This window comes from Desulfosediminicola flagellatus, from assembly GCF_005116655.2.
Classification (GTDB): Bacteria; Desulfobacterota; Desulfobulbia; order Desulfobulbales; family Desulfocapsaceae; genus Desulfopila; species Desulfopila flagellata.
Genome location: NZ_CP050698.1, coordinates 2,259,720 through 2,280,335, shown reverse-complemented (window position 1 = coordinate 2,280,335; position 20,616 = coordinate 2,259,720). Strand labels below are relative to the sequence as shown.

Below are 20,616 nucleotides of genomic sequence, written 5' to 3'. Positions count from 1 at the left end.
ACGTTTTGTAGACGGCAAGGTTTCTCGCCCTGCAAAGTATTGTTAGGTAACGGGGTGATGAACTTTTCGTAGTTCTTCTCAATGATGCCGTTTATAGACGTGTAGGTGAACAGTAGCTATACGTAAAAATAGTATTTTTTAGCGCTGTATTATATTTTTAGCCCAGAATGACGTATCGAGCAATGAGCTGATCACGTTCTTTGTTCAACTCATTTGTTAATGGTGTGCATATGGCACATAAAGAATTCCCTGCAAATGGAGGATATATGAATCACTACAGGTCGATAAAAGACTACGTATTGGGAGGTTTATTGCTCATCCTCCAAATATGTCTTTCAGGACAATCCGGATACGCCCAATCCTCCCAGGAAGTGATTAAGGTTACTATCATTCCACATCGCTCAAACCTTGGGAATGAAGAAGCTTACAACGCATTCTTTAGTAGAATGGAAGTGGAGACCGGGTATACTTTTGAGTGGATCGGCAGCAAAACGTATGATGATGTTATAAAAAATATCAAAACAGGAAAGGCTGAAATGGGTTATGTCGGGCCATTTGCTTATGTGGATGCTCAGGACAGTTTTGGTGTTAGACTTATATGCCGAACTTTGAGCGAAGACAGTGAGGAATTTTATCATAGCATGATTGTAACACAAAAGAATTCAGGTATAGAAAATATACAGGATCTCAAAGGACGAACTTTCGCATTTACAGACCCCAAATCCACGAGCGGTTATCTTTTCCCAATGACGCAGCTAAAGAAGTCGGGTATTTCCTTAAGCGACTTCTCAGATGTTAGATATCTCAAAAGACATGCCAATTCTCTTTTAGCTGTATATATGGGTGATGTTGATGCAGGAGCTACTTCTGTCACTGCAGTAGATAAAGTGGACATTGATATGGATAAACTGAAGATAATTTGGAAATCAGAGCCAATTTATCGAGGCCCATGGATAGCAGGAAATGATCTGCCTGATGACAAATTTGAAAAAATCAAAAAGGCAATGCTGAAGATCGGTAAACCAGACAGAAGCGAGAATGATGAAATTTTTAATGAACTTACCACGAAGGGATTTATTGAAGCGAAGGACAGCGACTATGATAATATTCGCGAGGTTATAAAATGGATGAAAAATCAATAACAACCATTTGCGGAGTTTTTTTGCAATCATCAGTAGAAGAGGTTTGAGTGGTGCCTGTTTTCAGTATTCGTACGAAGATTACGCTGTGTTTTATTGCTGTTGTTGTTTCTATGAGCGGTGTATTTGCAGTGCTCTCTTACCTTCACACAATGAAGGCCATGCACGTTGAGATGGAAAAGCATGGTACTGAAGTTGTAAAAATCTTAAGCCAGACTATTGCTCCATATATCTTCGAGTCAGATTACGTAACTGTTATTGATATTACTACAAGAATTCTTGACAATAGTGACATAAAAAATGTGTCCATCGTTGGCGCCAGTGGCAGAACCTGGATGAGCACATCGGGATATCAACCACAAATACCCTCAAATGACGCTTTCTATAAACAAATTTTTGAGGATAAAAAAATACACTCCCGCATAGTCGAGCTAAATGGACGCAAGGTTGTAGAATCTGTTAGCCCAATTAAGGCTTTAGGCAAAGTGGTTTATTTGTTGAAAATACTAGTGTCCTTTGAGCGTGCCGAGCAGCAAGCTATTCAGCGTTTTCACGAGAACATAGCAATAGGTTTTTTGATGATATGTGTTGCCATATTAATGGCCATTTATCTCGCCAGGCAATTGACTGCTCCTCTAAAAGACCTTGTCAAAGGAACCAGGGAACTTTCCCAGGGTAATTATTCGCATAGGATTACAGTAAAAATTGAAGATGAGATCGGTTTATTATCAAAATCTTTTAACTCAATGGCAGCCAGTCTGGAATCTGAATTGTCGAGACGCAGGACAGTTGAAAGGAAATTAAAAGATTATACCGATAGACTTGAAGAGATAGTGTCCGAACGTACGGCCTTGCTGACCCAGACTAATTCGAGACTTTCAGAGGAAATTGAAAAACATAAGAGCACACAGGCAGATCTTATAGAAACCAAAGATCGTTACAGAAGATTCTCTGAGGTAACAATCGATGGGATTGTTTTTGTTAATAATGCCGGAATAATTGACACGAATTCCTCTTTCACAGACATGTTTGATTATTCTTTTGAGTCAGTTGCAGGGCGAGATTTGTTAGAGGTTATTTGTCTCCCTGAAGGTGGTGATACTATTCGGCAAAAAATAGCTTCAGATGAGGCTATAAGTGTCGAAACAACCGCACGGACAAAGTCCGGAAAAACTCTGCAAATTGAATTACAGAGTCGACCACTGGAGAGCAATGACACGTTTTTGTCGGTATTTTTCATTCGAGATATCTCCAAACGTAAACAATTGGAAAGCCAGTTGCGTCAAGCTCAAAGGATGGAAGGAATTGGAAAACTTGCAGCTGGTATTGCTCATGATCTTAACAATATTCTCTCAGGAATTGTAACGCTTCCGCAACTATTGATGATGGATTTACCTGAAGACAGCCCACTCAAAGGATCACTTCAATTGATGCAGAAATCTGGTGATAGTGCAGCGGTAATCGTTCAGGACATGCTGACTCTGGCGAATAGTGGGTTGAATGTCTGTGAAGTGCTTAATCCGCAGGATCTGCTCATGAGCTATATCTTGAGTCCAGAGAGCATGAAACTGACAAAGACGCATCCTGGTGTGAAAATACGTCTGTCAATACGTGAAAATGTTAAAAATATCAAAGGCTCACCCGTACATTTGGCGAAGCTGTTGATGAATCTGGCCTATAACGCTGCAGATGCAATTGAAGGTGAAGGCGAAATTGTAATTTCTCTAAGTAACGTGTATCTGGATGTTCCCATAGCCAACTATGACAATGTTTGTGAAGGGGATTACATTTGTCTCTCAATAAAAGATTCAGGAACCGGTATTCAACCACAAGACCTGGCGCAGATATTTGAGCCATTTTATACCAAAAAGGTATTGGGGAGAACGGGTACCGGTCTTGGCATGCCCATTGTCTGGAATACAGTCAAAGACCATCAAGGATATATCGATATCAAAAGCGGTGTTGGTGTCGGTACAGAAATACGGATTTTTTTACCAGTTACTCATGATGCTTTGCAGCAATCTCAAAATGAACCAGATGTGTTATCGTTACAAGGAAGAAACGAAACTATTCTCATCGTGGATGACATAGAGGTGCAACGAAAGATTGCTTCTGCAATACTTGAGAAATTGAATTATCAGACCCGATGTGTGAGTGGAGGGGTGGAGGCTTTAGATTTTTTGCAAAGTCAGTCTGTGGATTTAATTCTGCTCGATATGATCATGGAACCAGGAATTAATGGACTTGAGACATGTAAAAGGCTTTTTGCAATACGACCTGACTCGAGGGTGATCATTGCCAGTGGGTATGCTGATAGTGAAATCGTAAGTGAAGCTATGGATCTCGGAGCGCTGTTATATATTAAAAAGCCATACTCAATAGTAACACTCGGATCTGCTGTTAAAAATGCGCTACATAACTGATCCCTATATTTTCTCTTTTCCCTCAAAGATTTTTCTTTTCAACGGAGAAAATCAACGCAATCAGAAATCGTATTTCCGCGCAATTATACCAGGTATCGATGTCTAATCATTACACCTGGCTCGTTTTGCCACAACACTCCTGGAATATGCAATTTAGGGTTCAATCCGTATTTTTGCTTCAGCATCGCAGACCGGGTATGTCTTGCCCTGTAATCTTCTGTAAATAATTGTTCTTTCAGGACGACTGACATTCACCCCTATTTTTGTTGCGCTACCAAAATCAAAGATTGCATGCTTATCATTGGGCCTGTTCACAAATTGCAGAATCTTATCCGTGGATGCCGCAGGAATTGTGCCCCCGCTGTCTGTTGTGAAAATTATCATAGCTTTTCGCGCCGCTATGTTGAAATCTATCCCGTATCCATGAGATTTACATCTGACCCACCAATACTCACCTGCAATTGCCAGAGAGGGGACAAATGCAGCACAGACAATAGATACCATTATCATCCTTGTTGTTTTGGTTTTCTGTATCATGTTGAGTTCTCCTTTCTCTGAAAATCAACCTGTTATATACATCGTGTCTTCATTAGGGATGAGAGGGTTAAAACTACAGCCCATGAATCTCCTGGGCATAACCATAGTTTCAGTGTAAACCGCCTGAAGAGCGCACCAGACGACTGCTTCACCCATAAACTTAGTTAGGCATGACGGTCTGTCAATACAACAAGGTCGTACATCGTGGGTGAACTACTGCTGAGAATGTATATTTCTAGGCGAAAGGGGTGTATTTTCCCGTTTAAACCAATCTACTGTCTCAACTACAACTGCATTCATGTCCAGGCTTGCAGTGCAGCACAAATGGCTGAGCTGGAACGTGTCGTCGCCTGGGTAGTATTCTGCAAGCAATATGTACGTGAGCAGTATCTTCTGGGAAGAATACACTTCAGAGATGTTCGATTATAGAGGTTTCAACTTTAAATAAAAAAACACATGCCAACATTTTACATTGTTCATGTGTATCAATATTTTACATATGAAAATCCCCAACTAATCTAAAAACTGCAGGTACCAAAGCATCTATAGCAGCTCAATGAGAAGATGAACTGCTACATATGCTATTGAAACACCGGTCATTATTTACCAAGATGGGACAAACCTGTATGTGTGATGAGAAGTCGCGTGCATTCCTGATCGCATTCAACTTCACCCATTTTATTCATCGTTCGAATTACCTGGTTCAGCTCTTTCGGGTTGATGTTCAGTTTATCAGCAATCCATTTGGCCTCCATCACTTGTGGATGTGTATTGCTGAGATTCTCTTCAAGTGCTTTCAAAACCTGGTGCTTCGTTGCTAAGTAACCCATCTGTTTATTTCCTTTATAAACGTTTGCTACAAGCGGTTTGGTTCAAGTTCTCATACGATTAGCCCGGATATTTCATGACAAACCCAGCACAGCTGAATTACTTCTTATATTCAAACAGTTACCTCATCTATTTTGATTTGTCTCGCGGTTACAGTTTGTACACAATTACCCGGAAAGACTCTGTCACAGTTTTTCATGAAATATACGGGTTAGCCACCTGAAATGGCTGGGTAAACATCAAGTACGTCGTTTGGTTCTATTTGAGCTTTATTGGGGACCACCTGGCCGGCCCGAACAACTATGACCGAGCCGACAGGTTTTTCGAGCTGGCCAGCACACATCTCTAAGATATTGTCCAGAGTCTCGGGAAAATCGATATTCAAAGAAAGTGGCCCCACATCAGAAAGCTTAAAATGCACAATTACCACCGCATTGCCTCAGCCACCTCTTCGTCAGTTATATCCATTTTTTCCTGGGTATCAACCTGTGGAGTCGAGTAGAAAGTCTCCGAAAAGCGATGATCTTTCAGAGTTATTCCTGCATCACTATTAAACTGATGTTCTCTACGCAGTGTATCTTTTACAAAATTATCAAACTCATCCGGTGTAATCTCAACGTCATAATAGGCTTTAAGCAGATTAAGGAGCGGTGACATATCATTGCGCACAGAGTAGCGAACAAAATTACACGTTCCCATAGCATCCATGCGAGAGCCAATTACCTGAAACTTTTTAGACAGGGCAACTTTGCCCTCTTTTGTAATAGGATCTTCTTCATCCCTTAAGGTAAAACCAAAAGTGTGGTCACCACCCATGGGCGAGGAGAGGTAGGTCATCGCCATGCCTTTCGTTCCTCGAGGCTCATAAGCCGGCAACCCCTGGCCAAGCACATGCGGTGCATGTTTTACCCCAAGAACCTGTGCAGCAACCTTGCAGCCGGATGCCAGGATACGGCCCGTCGGCGTTACATTGAGTACCTCATTCATCAAACGAATAACGGCAACATCATCACCAAATTCAGCAATACCAGCCTCCATCGCGACACCAATGGCAGCACCAACATCCAGAGTATCGACACCTGCATCATTGGCTATCCTGTTCATCTCTGCGATAGTATCGAGGTTTTTAATGCAGAGGTTAGAACCCATTAGGGCCATTGTCTCATACTCAATTGGAGAACAGAGCAATTCTCCCTTCTCATTTGGATAGACGTTTGAGCACTGGATAGCGCACGGATTCATACAGGCATGCTGGGTCTTTCCCTCTCCACCACGTGCCTTGATGGTATCGTACATCGTCTGGGCATTTATCTTTTCAGCATCTTCCATTGTGCCACTGGTGAAGTTCCTGGTTGGCAAAACCTTCAGAGCCTGGCAGATATCGACCATAGCGGCGGTTCCATACTTCGTAAACAATGAAGAAACAGGATTTTCTTTCAGAAGATTTATAATGGTTTTGGCACCATCCCGGAAAGCCTCCTGATCTGCGTATTTCGGCTTCACGTCGCCATCATCTAAAATGACCATGGCAATTATACGCTTAGAGGCCATTACTGCACCAAGGCCACCACGACCTGCATATCGTGAACAGACACCATGCGGATCAGAGCACGCAAGCCCTGAGGCAAGCAGAAGGTTTTCACCTGAAGGGCCGATGGTTATACATCCAGCCTTTTTACCGAATTTCTCAGACAACAGATCAGATTTTTCGTATACACCTTTGCCAACGAGAAAACTTCCATCGATAAGCTCTGTTTTGTCTTTCCCTATAACGACGATTTTCCATGGGGTGTCTTCTTTCGGCATATCCTCAAGAACAATACAGCGGAGCCCTTGTTGCGCCATCCTCAAGCCCACGATACCGCCTGCATTGCTCTCTTTTATGCCACCGGTCAAAGGGCTTTTCGCGCCAACACTGAGCCTGTTTGCACTTGAAACCGTTGTACCTGCCAGTGAGCCGTTACAAAAAAAGAGCTTATTATTTTTGCCAAATGGATCACAATCCGCCGGCACCTCTTTACTCACCAGATAAGAAGACAACGTACGCCCGCCCAACAGGAATTCCAGTGAATCAGATTGCTCTTTAACTGCATTTCCCGTAACCGTATTGATTCGTAATGTTGAAAACACCGCAATTCTCCTTGGCTGCCTCTTTCATCAGCCGATATACAAAAAAATAATTTTCATAGTGTGTTTGATGTAACACTCACTTCTCACAACATTCCAGATGCAAGCGCTCTCTATATACAATGGTCGCGTACACTGCTCAACCAGTGTTTATCAAAAGGGGTCTGGCCACCCCCTCTTCCCCGCAGTTCTCGATAAGGCTCCACAACAGAGCGCCACAAGAAACGCAAACGGCGCCTGTGTTGTAATGCCAGCAAGAAAAAAAGCAAAACAGAGGACTGCAAAAAAATTCCGATAAAAAGTCATCGTCCTTACCTTCCTACCACGGTGTGCCCAAAAACAGATGAGGCAACAGTAAAGATATCTTTGGAAAGAACACCACTAGAGCAAGCACCGGTACCCAGCACAGCGCGATAAACCAGAGGCAGGGTTTCATCATCTCATCAATGGGAGCAGACCCCAGCCTTCCGGACAAATACAAAACCGGAGCGGCAGGCGGAGTAATACAGCCAAGCCCTGTATTCACACCAATAATTGCTGCAAAATGAATCGGGCTGAACCCAAGCTGCATAACGATTGGCATCAGAATAGGAGTTGCAAGAACAACCACGCTGATGTCATCCATTAACATACCCATGATCACAAGAAAAATGTTGATCATGAACATGATAACCATAGGGTTACTTGAGACTGCCTGAAATATTCCTAGTAACACCTCGGGTAGATCTTCAAGAAGATAAAGCCGGCTTAACATAGCAACAGAATAAAGCATCACCATGATAACACCCGTGGTGATGGCCGACTCAATAAGCACCTCGTAAGCACCTTTCAGGTTGAGTGCTTTGTATACAAGCATTCCTACAGGAATGGCGTAAAGAACCGCAACGGCAGATGCCTCGGTGGTAGTCATGAACCCGCCGTAAATACCACCTAAAACAATGAACGGAAGCAGCAGCGACGGGGCCGCCTGCCTTGTTCTATTCCTCAGAAGCTCGAACTTCTGTGAAGTTGATCTTTTCTCAGCAACCATTACCGTGGTGTTTTTGCGTAAAAGCCACCTGTTAACAACGCATAAGAGAAATATAACCATAAAGCCGGGAACAACAGTTGCCAAAAAACAGGCTAAAACAGGCTGGCCGGTTATCCAGGCAAAGATAATGAGCGTTGCATTTGGTGGAATTAGCAGACCGAGAAGAGAGGCGTTGGCCAGAAGTGCTGCGGATAAACCTCTTGGATATCCTTCTGCCTTGAACCGTGGAAAGGTTATTGTACCGACGCACGACAGTGTGGCGCAGGCAGCACCACAGATTGAACCAACAATAGCACAGGAGACTGTAGCAACAATCCCTAGCCCACCTTTAAGATCGCCAACAAAGACATCGACAAAATCAATGAGCTTTTCGCCGATTTTCCCCCGCTCCATGATGCCGCCGGCGGCAATGAAGAGGGCAATGGCGATGAGTGGAACAGAGTCCATTTGCTTATACCCATAGGGTAACAACTGGCTTGCTGCATAACCAGTTCCGTCAACTCCACCAAAAAAGACAAGCCAGGCACCGGAGGCCATAAAACTAATTGGTACAGGGACACCTATAATGAGGCATAAAACGAGAATTAACAGGGCTATATAAATCATTTGTCTCTCATCCTCCTTAGAAGTCTTCGTAAGTTCAGGAAAAGATCTCTGGTAAAATAGTAGGTCATGAAAATGAGTCCAAGAAAGACGGGTAAATATCCAATCCACAGACTAATTCTCCAGACACTTGTTTTCGGAATGGCAATTCCTGTCCCTAATGGCCCCATGAACCCAAACATGAAAAACTCATATCCATACCAGGTAAAGAGAAGACAAACTCCAACGGTAATAAGATCTTTTATGACGACAAGAAAATCTTTTAAACTACCACCAGGAACATATGCCTGTACGAGATCTGCTGAAACGTGAGTGCGGTTGTAGGCACCAATGACTGCGGCCGAAAAGTAAAGCCAAAAGGCAAATATTTTCACCCATTCTTCATAGCCGGTAAGGTCCCCGTTGAGGATATAGCGAAAGAATGCAGCGGCACAAATGACCAGTGTCAGGACAATGGTGGTGGTGAAACAGATAATGGAAAAACCATTGATGACGATTTTATCAAAAAAATTCTTAGATGCATCGGCAGTAAGCACACCCAGGGGCATGGTGTCACATTGGAAAGAAGGTAATTGTTTTTCTTCTTTTTCGGTTTTTTCAGACACGTAAAACCTCCTTGGCAACCACAAGGCCCGGGACGCAATGGGTGGGACATCAGGTCCCGGGCCTCATAGTTTATTGAAAAAACAACTGTGGAAATTAGCAGAGAATCACTTAGGGCCCAGCTCTTTCCTGAACTCGTCCATCAGTTCTTTGGTCATGTTCTTTTCAAGTTTTGGCCAAGTTGAAGCACACGCCTCCATAATTGGGGCTAACTCTTCTTTGGTATAGGTGAATACTTCAATACCTTTCTTTCTCATGAGATCCATATGATGCTCATCAAGTTCTTTGGCATTGTTGATACTGTCGATGGTAGCCTGAGCAAGAATGTCCTGAATAATTTTCTGATCTTGTGGCTTGAGCTTCGCCCAGGTTTGACCACTGATCATGAAATTGAGAACTTCAACAGAATAGTTGGTCATGTACCAGTATTTGAGAACATCTCCAAGAGTGGTATATGCTGAAGCAACAGGATAACCGTTAACACCATTTGCAACGCCGGTTTGAATTGCCTGATATACATCGGCATATGGAATACCTACAGAATTATATCCCATAGCTTCTGCAGCAAGTTTGTACACATCCATTCCTGGTACGCGAATAAGAACACCCTTGTTTACCGCAGGATTGAGAGGGTCTTTCGCTGGCTTGGTGGTACCGGTTCCAATCATACCTTCAACAAAGAAACCGAGGAGTTTCACACCAAGTCTCTCATTGAACTCATCCATTTTTTTGAACATCCAGCCGTCCTGAGCAAAAACAGTTTTCAAATCTTCGTAATTGCTTGCAAAACCATTGATGTAGATAAGTTCCATTCGGGGATCAAACTGGCTAGGAACAGAGATACATGACATATCGATGGTTCCACGAATCTGCTCTTCATAAACCAGAGTGTAATCACCAAGCTGGCTGGCTGGATACACTTTAACTTCAATGCGGCCGTCAGTTTTTTCGGCAATTTCTTTCGCAATTTCTTTCATCAATAAGGTTGCGGGATGATCTGCATTACTTTGTCCGGCAAACTTGAGAACCATTTCAGGAGCCGCAAAAGCTGCTCCGGCCCCGAGCATAACAAGTGATTGGATCAGGGCGATACCAATGATATTTTTTATTGATTTGTACACGTCTAAATCTCCTTTTGATGTAAGTTGCAAAGTAAATGTCATCAACAATAACAGCGTCGTATTTCTTTTAGCCTCCTTTGTGTCGTGGTCGTTGAAACGGAAGTGCCGGCAAGCTTATCAAGAGCCGGTACGGGACTGCCCTTTTGTCCTATATCGTCATTATGTAGAAAATATAATGCTCGCAATTTTATACATAGGGCTGCGCTCATTTTTCCCAACATGCCTGGATACGGACAAAATTGCTATTCTCTGGCAACTTCCTAGCCTTTAAAGAAAATAGCCTTAATAATTACCATGGCCATAGAGGGATTCTCTTTCACGCGTCGAGTACAGTAACCAAACCAGTGTTGCCCGAATGGAACATACACACGCATTGTATGACCGGCATCGAGAACGGATTTTCGAAGTGCCGGGGTAACCCCGTACAACATCTGAAATTCGTACTTTTCTTTTGGGTAATTATATTTTTCGAGAAGTTTGTAGGAACCCTCAATGACAGGCTTGTCATGAGTTGCAATTGCCGGATACATTCCCTCTTTGATCATGAGCTCTATATCTTCAAGAAAATGCTGGTTTATCTCGTCATACTTTTTGTACGCAAGAGATGCAGGCTCGACATAAATCCCTTTACATAGCCTGAAATTAAGTGGAACTTCTTCACTGTGAAGATCTTTGAGATTCTTTATGTCCTGATGAGTTCGTTTGAGATACGATTGCAAAACAAGACCGACATTTTCCGGAAATTCCTCTTTTATCCTTCTAAAGATATCGATTTCCATGTCTGTGCATGGAGTATCTTCCATGTCAATTCTGACGAAATTGTTGTAACTCGCCGCCTTTTCAACAACTTCACGGATATGTTTATAGGCCACTTCCTTGTCTATAAGTAACCCAAAAAATGTTGGTTTAAGGCTGTAATTCCCTTTAACGTTAGCCTTCTCTGCCTTTTCAATAACCTCAAGATACTCGTTTTTATTCGCCTCAGCCTCATCGAGGTTTTTGATGAACTCACCCAGAACATCTATGGTGGTCAGAATGCCCTCTTCATTGAGTTTCAAAGCAGCTTGTACCGCATCATCAATTGTTTCACCGGCAATATAGTCTTTGGAAAACTGCCAAACGAGTTTCTGTGGCATGTACGGCAATATGTTTGATATCAGCTTATTTAACATTCTGGTCCCTTATAGTTAGAGGATATGTTGTCGCAACCCGGCGCATCGAAACCAGGTTTCCAGACTTTTATGAACGCTATACGAATGGTTCTTTCATAGCAAAGAATGTGCCAATGGCTTATGCACACAGAAAGTGGTTGGAATTATCACCTGCTGAGAGCCTGATTATGGAGTTTCACCAGGTCGGCTGAAAGGACAGATACTCTAATCAAAAATAAGGATATCAGAATGTTATAAAGATTACAACTTGGCTACATACAGAATATATGTAATGACGGAGATCATAGAAAAAAAGGAAAAGATACACACGCGAGCTGTAGGGAAATGTGCAGATTACATGAGGGGATTATTCAATTTTGAATAATCCCTTTGCAGCATTGCCGCACTTGAGCAGTTACTCAATATTGAATTTCTTCATCCTACGGGCAATAGTGGGTTGGCTCACTCCTAATACATCAGCAACAGCAGCCTGTTTTTTATGTGTTTTAAGCGTCTGCAGAATGACGTTTCGCTCTACATTTTCAAGGATTTGTTTCAACGACTGCCCTCTCGGCCACCCAGCTTCTAAAACAGATGGATCAGAACTGTTGCTGCGTACACCTTTAGGAAGATCCATTCTGTCAATGATTTCGGTATCTGAAAGGACTATGGCATGTTCACAGATATTCATTAACTCACGGACATTACCGGGATAAGAGTACGAGAGCAACGCATCTATAGCAGCTCGACTTACTCGTTTGTGTGTGTTGGTGATGTCCGCAAAGTAATCAAAATAATATCGTACTAAAGGTAAGATACAGTCTTTTCGATCACGTAACGCCGGAACATGTAAAGGAATAACACTGAGACGATAATAGAGGTCCTGCCGAAATGTCCCCTTTGCAACCATATCTTGAAGGTTACGATGGGTTGCAACCAGAATACGGGCATCAGTGTTTATGACTTTCGACCCACCAACCCTCGTCAATCGTCCATTTTCAAGAAAACGGAGCAATTTCACCTGGGATGCCAGCGGTAACTCACCTATTTCGTCGAGAAACAAACTGCCGCCATCAGCGAGCTCTAAAGATCCTGGTTTTCCGCCTCTTTTAGCTCCGGTAAAGGCACCCTCTTCATAACCAAACAGCTCTGATTCGATGAGTGACTCCGGTATGGCACCGCAGTTAATCCTGATGAGTGGTTTCTTGGACCGAGTAGAATTTTTATGTATAAGGTTGGTAATGAGCCCCTTCCCGACTCCGGATTCTCCTGTAATCAGGACTGTTGAGTTGACGGGACTCACCTTCATCGCCTTTTCTAAAACCCTGATCATAGAAGAACTTCGGGCAATAATTTTATGCGTTTTCAAGTCTGCCAACTGCAATTCAAATAACTGGGATTGCAGTTGATCTGTCAACAATTCCTGTTCTTCCAACTCGCGGTGTAAAGTATCAATTTCTGTAATATCGCGCTCACTCACAACAACAGAAATGAGGGAATCGTTGTCATCAAAAACAGGGGTCCCGATAGAAATCAATTTGCGGTTATCTTTTTCTTGAAGGAGGCTAACGGTTTCTCTTTGATGAATAGCCTGTAGTGCAGCTGATTTATTGATAAATCCTTCGTTAATAAGATCCACCATATTTTTGCCGATCAACTCCTTTGCCGGAGTTCTATGTATTCGCTCTGAGGCTGGATTAACACGAATGACATTTGCCTTGGCATCACAAACAAATAAACCATCAGATGAGGAATCAATTATAGCTTCCAGCTCTCTGGTCAAATGTTGAAAAAAGCTCATCTGCCTAGCAACCTTCTCAAGCTCGGTACTTTCTTCAAGCGAGCAGACGACCCCAATTGATTCATCTTGAAACTTGAGTGGGTTTAATGTGATTCGATACTCTTCTTCCTCAACCTGAACAGATGGCCAAACCCGACGCCTTCCATCTGCAAGCGTTTCTTTTACCTGCTCCATCAAACTTGGTACAACGTCGATCAATAGTTCTCCTATTGAAACTCCAAATTTTTGTTCTGCTATGGTGTTAGTCAGGAAAATAGCCCCATGCCGATCAACTGCTACAATGCAGTTTCTTGAGACGTTAACAATTGCCTGACTGAGCAGCAGCCAATCACGTGGCTGGTTTTCGATCAGAGCTTCAACTTCATCGGATAACTTATGTAATTTTTTCACAAAATCTCTTCATTAATCGTTAAGAGCTACTCTTTAAAATCGCATACAAACCACCCTGCCAATCCGAATATACAGTATTGAATAATTATTCACATCCGAATAATAACTCCAAATAACACAAGGTCACACGTAATGTAGCACTATTCAATAGTAACATTTCAATGACACAACGGTTTACAGCTGGATATAGTTGTAGAAACTATGATGATTGTCGAGAGCATGTTTGGGGTAGTACCCGACGCATACTCAAAACGTCATCAAGAGTAAAAAGGCGTGAATACATAAAGGAAGGCTATACAAAGGCACACATCGATTTTGTTTTTCCCCCGGGTTGATTAACCCTTTGCAAACATGATGTAGTAGAAAATTGATAGACACGTTCTTAAGAGTGAAATAACAATTCTTGAGAAGGTGATTTATGACCAAACGAAAAAGGCGTAACTACACAAATGAATTCAAAGAAAAATCTGTACCACCACATCGGAAACGGAAAACAAACACCGGAAGCAAGTGAAGAAACCACATGCAATTCATGAACTGCCCCAAACCTGTGCCGATCCTTATCACGCCGGTCCTTACTAACCTAACTTGCCATGACAATTTGCAAATGGCTCTCCCTCTACCGGCAGCAAGCATTATAAGAAGATTCTATCAGGCCTTCGGTTTGTTTAGCATTGAATATTTTTTCGGCATTGTCATATTTCAATATAAACCAACGACTGCCACCATGTAACATTGACTCAGCATTGTGCCTAACTTATTTTTGATGCATGACATGACATCATTTCATTAGTCCTAGGCGCATTTTGAGGAAAAATGCTACCAACCAAGCATCAGCAACCAGACTATATCGACCACATATGTGCTGATGGCGTTATTCTATTAGAGAAGTGGCCCTAAAAGCTGGACCACTTTCATTTCAACATATTGTAATTAAGCTTTTTTATAAGTAATGCGGCTCTGACAAACTCTTTTCAGTGCTGATATCATTTCGAAAGTAGCCTGCCATAGAAAGGGCTCAATAACATCTTTCGATATGCATACACGTAAACTCGTAAGTAAATAGAAAGGGAGGGCGGTCATGAAAAGGTATATCACAGCGGTAATGACTTTTTTCTTTCTTGTTGTGTCTTCTCTCGTTTTTATAACACCCCCTAATGCGTCGGCATCTAAAGATCTTGAGCCCCAACTGCTGAAAAAGGGAGCCGGGAAATCAGCAGCACAACGGGCTCTCATGCGTTCGAACATGTTGGAAAATGTAGATAAAGACATCAACCATGAACTACTTCAACAGGATCTGCAACGTATCACTAAGGAGTTAATTGGTCCAGAGTCATTTGGTACTGAAACGCAAGAGACATTAACCTTCGAATCCGGAGGAAGTTGGTTTCAGGGTTGGTATACCCGGATAGTAGATCATGACAATCAACTGTCTCTGGCTGTGGTTGGTGCATCACAGTACCTCCCTGAAGAGAGTTCAAAGCTCAACAGTGAACTTCCAGGATACATAGGAGTCATCATAAACTTCATCGATAAAAATAACGAAGAGATGACTGTTGTGTATGATGCTTTTCCGGAACAAACAGTATTCTGGTCCAATAGGGAGATGGTTCTAGATGATCCCTCTTCTACAGAGTGGGAGTCATTCTACTGGCGAGGTAAAGGCAAGAATGGTTTAATTGCCGTCATTACAAACGAATCGATCAAAGTGTCTATACCAGGTTATATTAAAGTATCGGCCACCATTGGTGAGAGAAATCCTTACAATTCCCTCATTACATGGTTAGGCCCTGAAGGACTGGTTGAATTTCTGCCCTTTATTCCGTTACATTGGTTTGTTTATTCTCTGGGTTCCAATTCGCAATATAGCTTCACCCTCCTGGACCTGGAAAATCAGGAGGTATCAGGAACAGGCTTTGCGCACCAGGAAACTAACTGGGGAAGTGTGTTTCCTCCTGCATGGATCTGGACGGAAGGAATTAATGAAAATAACACAAGGCAATTTGCCCTGTCTGGCGGAGTCCTCGATCTTGGAGATACTACCATGACTCAGTGGTTGGTTGCTTATCATTCTCCTTACCTGAAATGGCAGTTCAGGCCGACTCTACCAGATACTGAGTATGAAACTGAGATTGACGGATGCTCGGGATATTTCTCCATTACGGCAACAGATAGTTTACGAAAACTCGTTATTACTGCTCAGGCACCGACAGATTCTTTTATAGACGTCTCAGTTCCAACAGAAGATGGCTTTCTCCCTGAGGGGCAAGAATCCTTTTCTACACAAGTGAAGGTACAAGGATATATAAAGTTTCCATTCTTTGGCTACATACGTGTTGATCAATATATATTTGAAGGGGCGGCTCTGGAATTTGGTGCGGATTATGCGTGCAAATAGTCTGTGGCGGCACTTGTAGCCCAGTGTTCCCCAGTAATGACAAATTTAGATCTTCTACTTAAATGGAACATTTTTAAATACTGTATGGAAACCCTTGGCCTAAAACTCCATACCACCCTACGAAAACACAAAAATAAAGGGGGACGAAAAATGAAAAAAGCAACTACAATCATATGGAAAATTTTATTTCTCTCAATTTTTATTACGCTTCAGCTCACCGCAACCCTAAATGCGCAATCGGATGATTACGTGGTGCTCTGGAATAAGTTAGGGAGTGAAGATGAAATATTGAACAGTGAAATAGGACCGAACCTTGAATTTTATGACCAGGACCTGCACGACCCACCTGGATGTTGTGATGTAGAAGGAGGCAGGCTATACGATTTTGGTGTATTTGGAAATGGTGTTATGTTAAGTGGGGGGCCTTATTACGTAACCGCCCGTATTCACAACTTAGTCCTAAGTAATTTAAGCAGTTATGTTAGTTCAGAACAAGGTACTATTGCAGTCTGGTATATGCAAAAAAATGATCCTGTTTCTTATGTAAACAATGTTTACAGAATATTTGATGGAGACTTTGGTTTAGGTGCTGGTATGCAATTTCAAAGTGTGGAGGACGGTGGCTTGGTGTTTAGCTTAGCGTTTGGGGGTGAAACATCTTCAGTAAACACAGATATTTCGACATTCAACAATACCTGGATACATATAGCCGCTGTTTGGGATAGAAATGGCATAGCTGGAACACCAGAAGCTCTGAGATTATATGTTGATGGAGTAAAAGTTGCTAGTACCACACAGAATAATTGGGGGACTTCTGTTGGAGATATGGCAGACATTTGTGGTAGTAATGATGATGATGAAAATTTTGCTATGGATAATCTTGTAATCTATGATTTTGCTAAAACCGACTTCTCTGATAGGTTTAGTGAAAATCCACTAACTTCAGTCTCCAGGAAGTACCAAGATGCAACCTCCATTGCCGATCTGGACGGAAACGGATTTCCTGAGATAGCTGTCCTGCACACCAGGAACGGCCATACCTACGTTACTCTCAAGGACAGCTACAACAAGACCCAGGTAGGTAGAATCTATTTTTTCAACGACAAATGGACCCCAAAGGCCATTTCTACCCTGGCTGACATGAATGGTAACGGCACCGATGAATTGGCGGTCCTGGCCGTGAAAAAGGAAAACGGCAAAGTGTGGGTCAAAATCTTGGACAGTGAAACCAGGGAGGTGCTCAACAGCGTTTACTTCCTCGACAATGACTGGATGGCCATGGGACTGACCACGGTTGCCGACCTGAACCAAAATGGAGTCGACGAACTCGCGGTCCTTGTTGTGGAAAAGAGCACCGGCCGGGGCAACACGATTATCCGTGATGCAGAGACTAGGGAGCAGCTCAACTGGATTTGTTATTAGCCGTAACCGGCAAATAAGCAGATTTGAAACATTCTACTTGCCTCGATTACAAATCTTCCCCCAAAAAACTGCAACCGACAATGGTCCTGGTTTTGGGGGCTGGTATAGGCCTGTGCCCAATGGAAAGTGAGATTATCCCGCGACGATACAGTTTTAAATGGAGGTTGGTTTACTGTTTTCCTTACTGAAACCAGCTACAATTCTTGTCTTCGATACGACTATAGCTGGTCTTGCTATTCCCAGCTAAGAAGAACGAAAAACTAATTTCGTTTCTATGATCACCGGTATAAAAATAGGGGCTTAGCAATTCCCGCTGTTTTGATTTTAGCTAAACTAAACACCCACCGACTAGAAGTCGGTGGGTTTAACCTCGCGGACTGAAAGTCCAGCAATACCGGCAAAGCCGGTTTATTCGATGTCAAATTGATCGTTGGGGTCTTTTTCAAAATGATGAGTCAAGTAATCTGCAATCATCTCTTTTGTGAGTTCACCAGAGATTACACAAAAGTAGCCACGCGCCCAGAAATGGCACCCCCAATATCGCTTCTTCACGTGAGGAAATTCTTCGAATATTTTACGTGACACCCTTCCCTTCACTCTTCACATTATATCTGAAGGGGAAATATTTGGTGGCGCAGATACCAGAATATGAACATGATCCTTACTGACAACACCACGCAAAATCTGAATCTCGAAATGCTCACATATTTGCAGTACCAGCTCTCTGACTCGAAAGGCAAGATCCCCTTCAAGCACGTGATACCGGTACTTTGTTACCCATACAAAATGGTACTCAATCTTAAATTTGGTATTATTTCCATGTCGATAGTTCATACCCATAGATTTTAAACTAACTGCTAGCAGAATGCTACCCGCCTAAAAGGCGAGGGTTTTAACCTTAAGCAGGAACAATAAAAATGGACAAAATCGAATGGCGCTAGTTTCAGGTGTTTTTCCCATAAAAACTGTCTGATAACTTTGGCCTAAACTGTTAAGCTGAGGTATGAACTTCACTTCCGAGGCTTCAGCCCTGACCCATTGAGATTTAGCAGAGCGAAGTGACCACAACACGACAACGCACTACACGGTTTCAATGGCCTCTTCAATCACAGAATCAAACGTTCACCCTGGAGGGATTTCGTTATCCCACCAGCCACGTAATAATTCGTTTTCAAGCAAGGCCCGCAACTCGTGGGGCTGCTTCGCGATCATCTCGGACTAACTGAGAAAGATATCTTTCATTGATCGTTTTTTTTAAGCGAATGGTGAGCTCACCGGACCGGCGATGTTTGCCGAGCCCGAGTTAAGTGACTTGATATTCTCAATCTATTTTTTTCACATAAACTTAGCTATTGGCCCTTTTTAACGCTTTATCGATTCGCTTTTTTATTCTTGGTGCTGAAGCACTATTAATATCTCCTGTATATAGCTTCAAATAGGAGTCCATCTGCTGAGTTGCCTCCTCAACCCTTTTGAGTTTGATAAGGCATATAGTGAGACGATCAAGCGCTTCAATTTCACCCAAACAACCGGTTTTAGCGCTTTCCTCTTTAATAGTTTTCCAACCAAACCACCTTCATAATCTATGGTTACATATGACTGTCAACATCTGATAGGGGATATGAAAACAACACCTCGCTTCCGGTTAATCACGGGTTAGGATATACTGCCAATAGTGATGATCTGAAAACACATAACTATTCATTCTTGCGTCGGTTGGGCTAAGACAATTATATTCCTCGTCTCAGATCCAATATAGCTTTCAAACGTGATAAGCAGAGAAGGAGGTTAGTATGGAAAAGAAATTGACAACACTATGTGTACATTCTGAAAAAGATTTTAAAAAACAGGGGAAAGCTATCACCAAACTGGCAAAGAAACTGGGCCTCATTGCCATTACAAATCGGTTGTCACTTTTTATCGATAAGACTTGCCGTCGCTGGTGGTTTGCCGATAAGAAAACCGGAGTTCTTATCTCTGTAGAATATGGTTTGGTTGACAGAGAAGCCATAAATTTCCTCACCAATGAGATTTCATAATGGATTCAAAATGTTGCGCTCGGCCTATTTTTCTCTTTTGAAGACTGATCGGGCCTTTACCATAATTTAGAAAATCTCTGCCAAGAGAACACCATGATCATACACCAACGAGAAGTCCAATACAGTCATGATTACGAGGAATTTTTCAAGGTCCTTATCGAGGCCAAAGAACACTTGGAAAAAAAATTTCCTGAGGTCTCAGTTGAGATTATGTACAACCTGGCGGGTTCAAGAGGTTGGGCAACAATTCAGACTCGCTATCCTGGCCTGGCTGACTACGAGAGGATCGATGCTGAGATGGATAAAGATGAGGAGTATTGTAAACTTCTCGAGTCAATCATGGGGGCTGAAGGCGAGCCACCTGTCGATCAATTCTTCCGTGTAATTCAGAGTGATTAGCGCATGCATTTGATCTAAAAATGAAGGGAAAGGGAACAGGTTAAAGCCTCTCAAAGAGTACCTCATAATCAGTTAAAACGGAGGCAGTTTAGCCTGTCCCCTATTTACTACTGCAGGTCAGATCTATTAAGGTACGATCAGGACTGGACAGTGAATCGTATTGAGTACCTTATGCGTAACGCTACCAAGGAACAGGCCGGCAATCTCGGAGTGGCCGTGTGATCCCATGATTATCAGATCATAGTTCCTCGATTTCGATCGGTTAACCAATGTGGTACCAGGTTCCCCATCAACTGTTTCAAGTGTATACTCAACGCCTTGATTTTCGAAAATCTCCCCGACTTTCTTCAATATGAGTTCAGCATCCTTTTTTCTATTCACTCGAATTTCACGTACCAAAGATTCTGTAATTTCTGAAATGTTAGGATCCCATCCTTCATAACAATTGATAATTGTGACATGAGCATTACAGAGTTTTGCCAAGTCTAGCGCATACTGTGTGGCGTTTACTGAATAGACAGAGCTGTCATAAGGAAAGAGAATTTTTTTAATTGTCATTGCAGGCCTCTTTAGCTGGAATTTGAACATGCATATGTCTCTTCTTC

At 42.5% G+C, this 20,616-nt stretch carries 16 protein-coding genes and 1 pseudogene; 6 read left to right on the top strand and 11 right to left on the bottom strand.

All coding sequences use genetic code 11. From position 1 onward, the window contains the following. The first annotated feature begins 230 nt into the window (after nucleotides 1-230). Entirely contained in the window at nucleotides 231-1,142 is a 912-nt protein-coding gene (locus FCL46_RS09450) for a phosphate/phosphite/phosphonate ABC transporter substrate-binding protein (protein WP_136806232.1), read from the top strand. A 47-nt stretch (nucleotides 1,143-1,189) separates the two neighbouring features. Beyond that, entirely contained in the window at nucleotides 1,190-3,562 is a 2,373-nt protein-coding gene (locus FCL46_RS09445; RefSeq protein ID WP_136806231.1) for a hybrid sensor histidine kinase/response regulator, read from the top strand. Between the two features lie 153 nt (nucleotides 3,563-3,715). Here FCL46_RS09445 and FCL46_RS09440 read toward each other — a convergent pair whose 3' ends face one another. The 9 genes from FCL46_RS09440 to FCL46_RS09400 form a co-directional block, all read right to left on the bottom strand. Then, nucleotides 3,716-4,099 (bottom strand): hypothetical protein, encoded by a 384-nt coding sequence (locus tag FCL46_RS09440; protein WP_136806230.1) that lies wholly within the window; start codon nucleotides 4,097-4,099, stop codon nucleotides 3,716-3,718. A gap of 599 nt (nucleotides 4,100-4,698) precedes the next feature. After that, complete coding sequence (locus FCL46_RS09435; RefSeq protein WP_136806229.1) at nucleotides 4,699-4,929, bottom strand: hypothetical protein; 231 nt, start codon at nucleotides 4,927-4,929, stop codon at nucleotides 4,699-4,701. Nucleotides 4,930-5,138: 209 nt separating this feature from the next. Further along, a complete protein-coding gene (locus FCL46_RS09430; RefSeq protein WP_136806228.1) occupies nucleotides 5,139-5,348 on the bottom strand; it encodes a ubiquitin family protein in 210 nt (69 codons plus the stop codon). Between the two features lie 2 nt (nucleotides 5,349-5,350). Beyond that, entirely contained in the window at nucleotides 5,351-7,057 is a 1,707-nt protein-coding gene (locus FCL46_RS09425; protein WP_136806227.1) for an aldehyde ferredoxin oxidoreductase C-terminal domain-containing protein, read from the bottom strand. 316 nt (nucleotides 7,058-7,373) lie between these two features. Then, entirely contained in the window at nucleotides 7,374-8,690 is a 1,317-nt protein-coding gene (locus FCL46_RS09420) for a TRAP transporter large permease (protein WP_136806226.1), read from the bottom strand. Continuing rightward, a complete protein-coding gene (locus tag FCL46_RS09415; protein WP_217909596.1) occupies nucleotides 8,687-9,292 on the bottom strand; it encodes a TRAP transporter small permease in 606 nt (201 codons plus the stop codon). The genes FCL46_RS09420 and FCL46_RS09415 overlap by 4 nt, the downstream gene beginning before the upstream one ends. Nucleotides 9,293-9,397: 105 nt before the next feature. Continuing rightward, complete coding sequence (dctP, locus tag FCL46_RS09410) at nucleotides 9,398-10,411, bottom strand: TRAP transporter substrate-binding protein DctP (RefSeq protein WP_217909595.1); 1,014 nt, start codon at nucleotides 10,409-10,411, stop codon at nucleotides 9,398-9,400. Between the two features lie 260 nt (nucleotides 10,412-10,671). After that, complete coding sequence (locus tag FCL46_RS09405) at nucleotides 10,672-11,547, bottom strand: proline dehydrogenase family protein (RefSeq protein ID WP_228723370.1); 876 nt, start codon at nucleotides 11,545-11,547, stop codon at nucleotides 10,672-10,674. 430 nt (nucleotides 11,548-11,977) lie between these two features. Further along, nucleotides 11,978-13,753 carry a sigma 54-interacting transcriptional regulator gene (locus tag FCL46_RS09400; protein ID WP_217909594.1) on the bottom strand — a complete coding sequence of 592 codons (1,776 nt, stop codon included), beginning with the start codon at nucleotides 13,751-13,753 and terminating at the stop codon, nucleotides 11,978-11,980. Nucleotides 13,754-14,834: 1,081 nt separating this feature from the next. Here FCL46_RS09400 and FCL46_RS09395 point away from each other — a divergent pair. Both FCL46_RS09395 and FCL46_RS09390 read left to right on the top strand, forming a co-directional pair. Continuing rightward, entirely contained in the window at nucleotides 14,835-16,151 is a 1,317-nt protein-coding gene (locus FCL46_RS09395; RefSeq protein WP_136806223.1) for a tocopherol cyclase family protein, read from the top strand. A gap of 150 nt (nucleotides 16,152-16,301) precedes the next feature. After that, nucleotides 16,302-17,573, top strand: coding sequence for a LamG domain-containing protein (locus tag FCL46_RS09390; RefSeq protein ID WP_167505794.1), 1,272 nt, complete (start codon nucleotides 16,302-16,304; stop codon nucleotides 17,571-17,573). A 408-nt stretch (nucleotides 17,574-17,981) separates the two neighbouring features. Here FCL46_RS09390 and tnpA read toward each other — a convergent pair. Then, a pseudogene (gene tnpA / locus FCL46_RS09385) lies at nucleotides 17,982-18,407 on the bottom strand (IS200/IS605 family transposase). A gap of 959 nt (nucleotides 18,408-19,366) precedes the next feature. Between tnpA and FCL46_RS09380 the strand changes: the two are divergent. Beyond that, a complete protein-coding gene (locus FCL46_RS09380) occupies nucleotides 19,367-19,612 on the top strand; it encodes a hypothetical protein (protein ID WP_136806221.1) in 246 nt (81 codons plus the stop codon). Nucleotides 19,613-19,705: 93 nt separating this feature from the next. After that, nucleotides 19,706-20,011, top strand: coding sequence for a hypothetical protein (locus tag FCL46_RS09375; protein ID WP_136806220.1), 306 nt, complete (start codon nucleotides 19,706-19,708; stop codon nucleotides 20,009-20,011). Between the two features lie 126 nt (nucleotides 20,012-20,137). Here FCL46_RS09375 and FCL46_RS09370 read toward each other — a convergent pair whose 3' ends face one another. Next, on the bottom strand, nucleotides 20,138-20,569 hold the full coding sequence (locus FCL46_RS09370; RefSeq protein ID WP_167505793.1) for a universal stress protein: 432 nt from the start codon (nucleotides 20,567-20,569) through the stop codon (nucleotides 20,138-20,140). Between the last annotated feature and the right edge of the window lie 47 nt (nucleotides 20,570-20,616).

Excerpts from the sequence above, each read along its gene's own strand:
- FCL46_RS09450 (WP_136806232.1), top strand. The coding sequence starts at position 231 with ATGGCACATAAAGAATTCCCTGCAAATGGAGGATATATGAATCACTAC.
- FCL46_RS09440 (WP_136806230.1), bottom strand. The coding sequence starts at position 4,099 with ATGATACAGAAAACCAAAACAACAAGGATGATAATGGTATCTATTGTC.
- FCL46_RS09435 (WP_136806229.1), bottom strand. The coding sequence starts at position 4,929 with ATGGGTTACTTAGCAACGAAGCACCAGGTTTTGAAAGCACTTGAAGAG.
- FCL46_RS09420 (WP_136806226.1), bottom strand. The coding sequence starts at position 8,690 with ATGATTTATATAGCCCTGTTAATTCTCGTTTTATGCCTCATTATAGGT.
- FCL46_RS09405 (WP_228723370.1), bottom strand. The coding sequence starts at position 11,547 with ATGCCACAGAAACTCGTTTGGCAGTTTTCCAAAGACTATATTGCCGGT.
- FCL46_RS09395 (WP_136806223.1), top strand. The coding sequence starts at position 14,835 with ATGAAAAGGTATATCACAGCGGTAATGACTTTTTTCTTTCTTGTTGTG.
- FCL46_RS09390 (WP_167505794.1), top strand. The coding sequence starts at position 16,302 with ATGAAAAAAGCAACTACAATCATATGGAAAATTTTATTTCTCTCAATT.
- FCL46_RS09380 (WP_136806221.1), top strand. The coding sequence starts at position 19,367 with ATGGAAAAGAAATTGACAACACTATGTGTACATTCTGAAAAAGATTTT.
- FCL46_RS09375 (WP_136806220.1), top strand. The coding sequence starts at position 19,706 with ATGATCATACACCAACGAGAAGTCCAATACAGTCATGATTACGAGGAA.
- FCL46_RS09370 (WP_167505793.1), bottom strand. The coding sequence starts at position 20,569 with ATGACAATTAAAAAAATTCTCTTTCCTTATGACAGCTCTGTCTATTCA.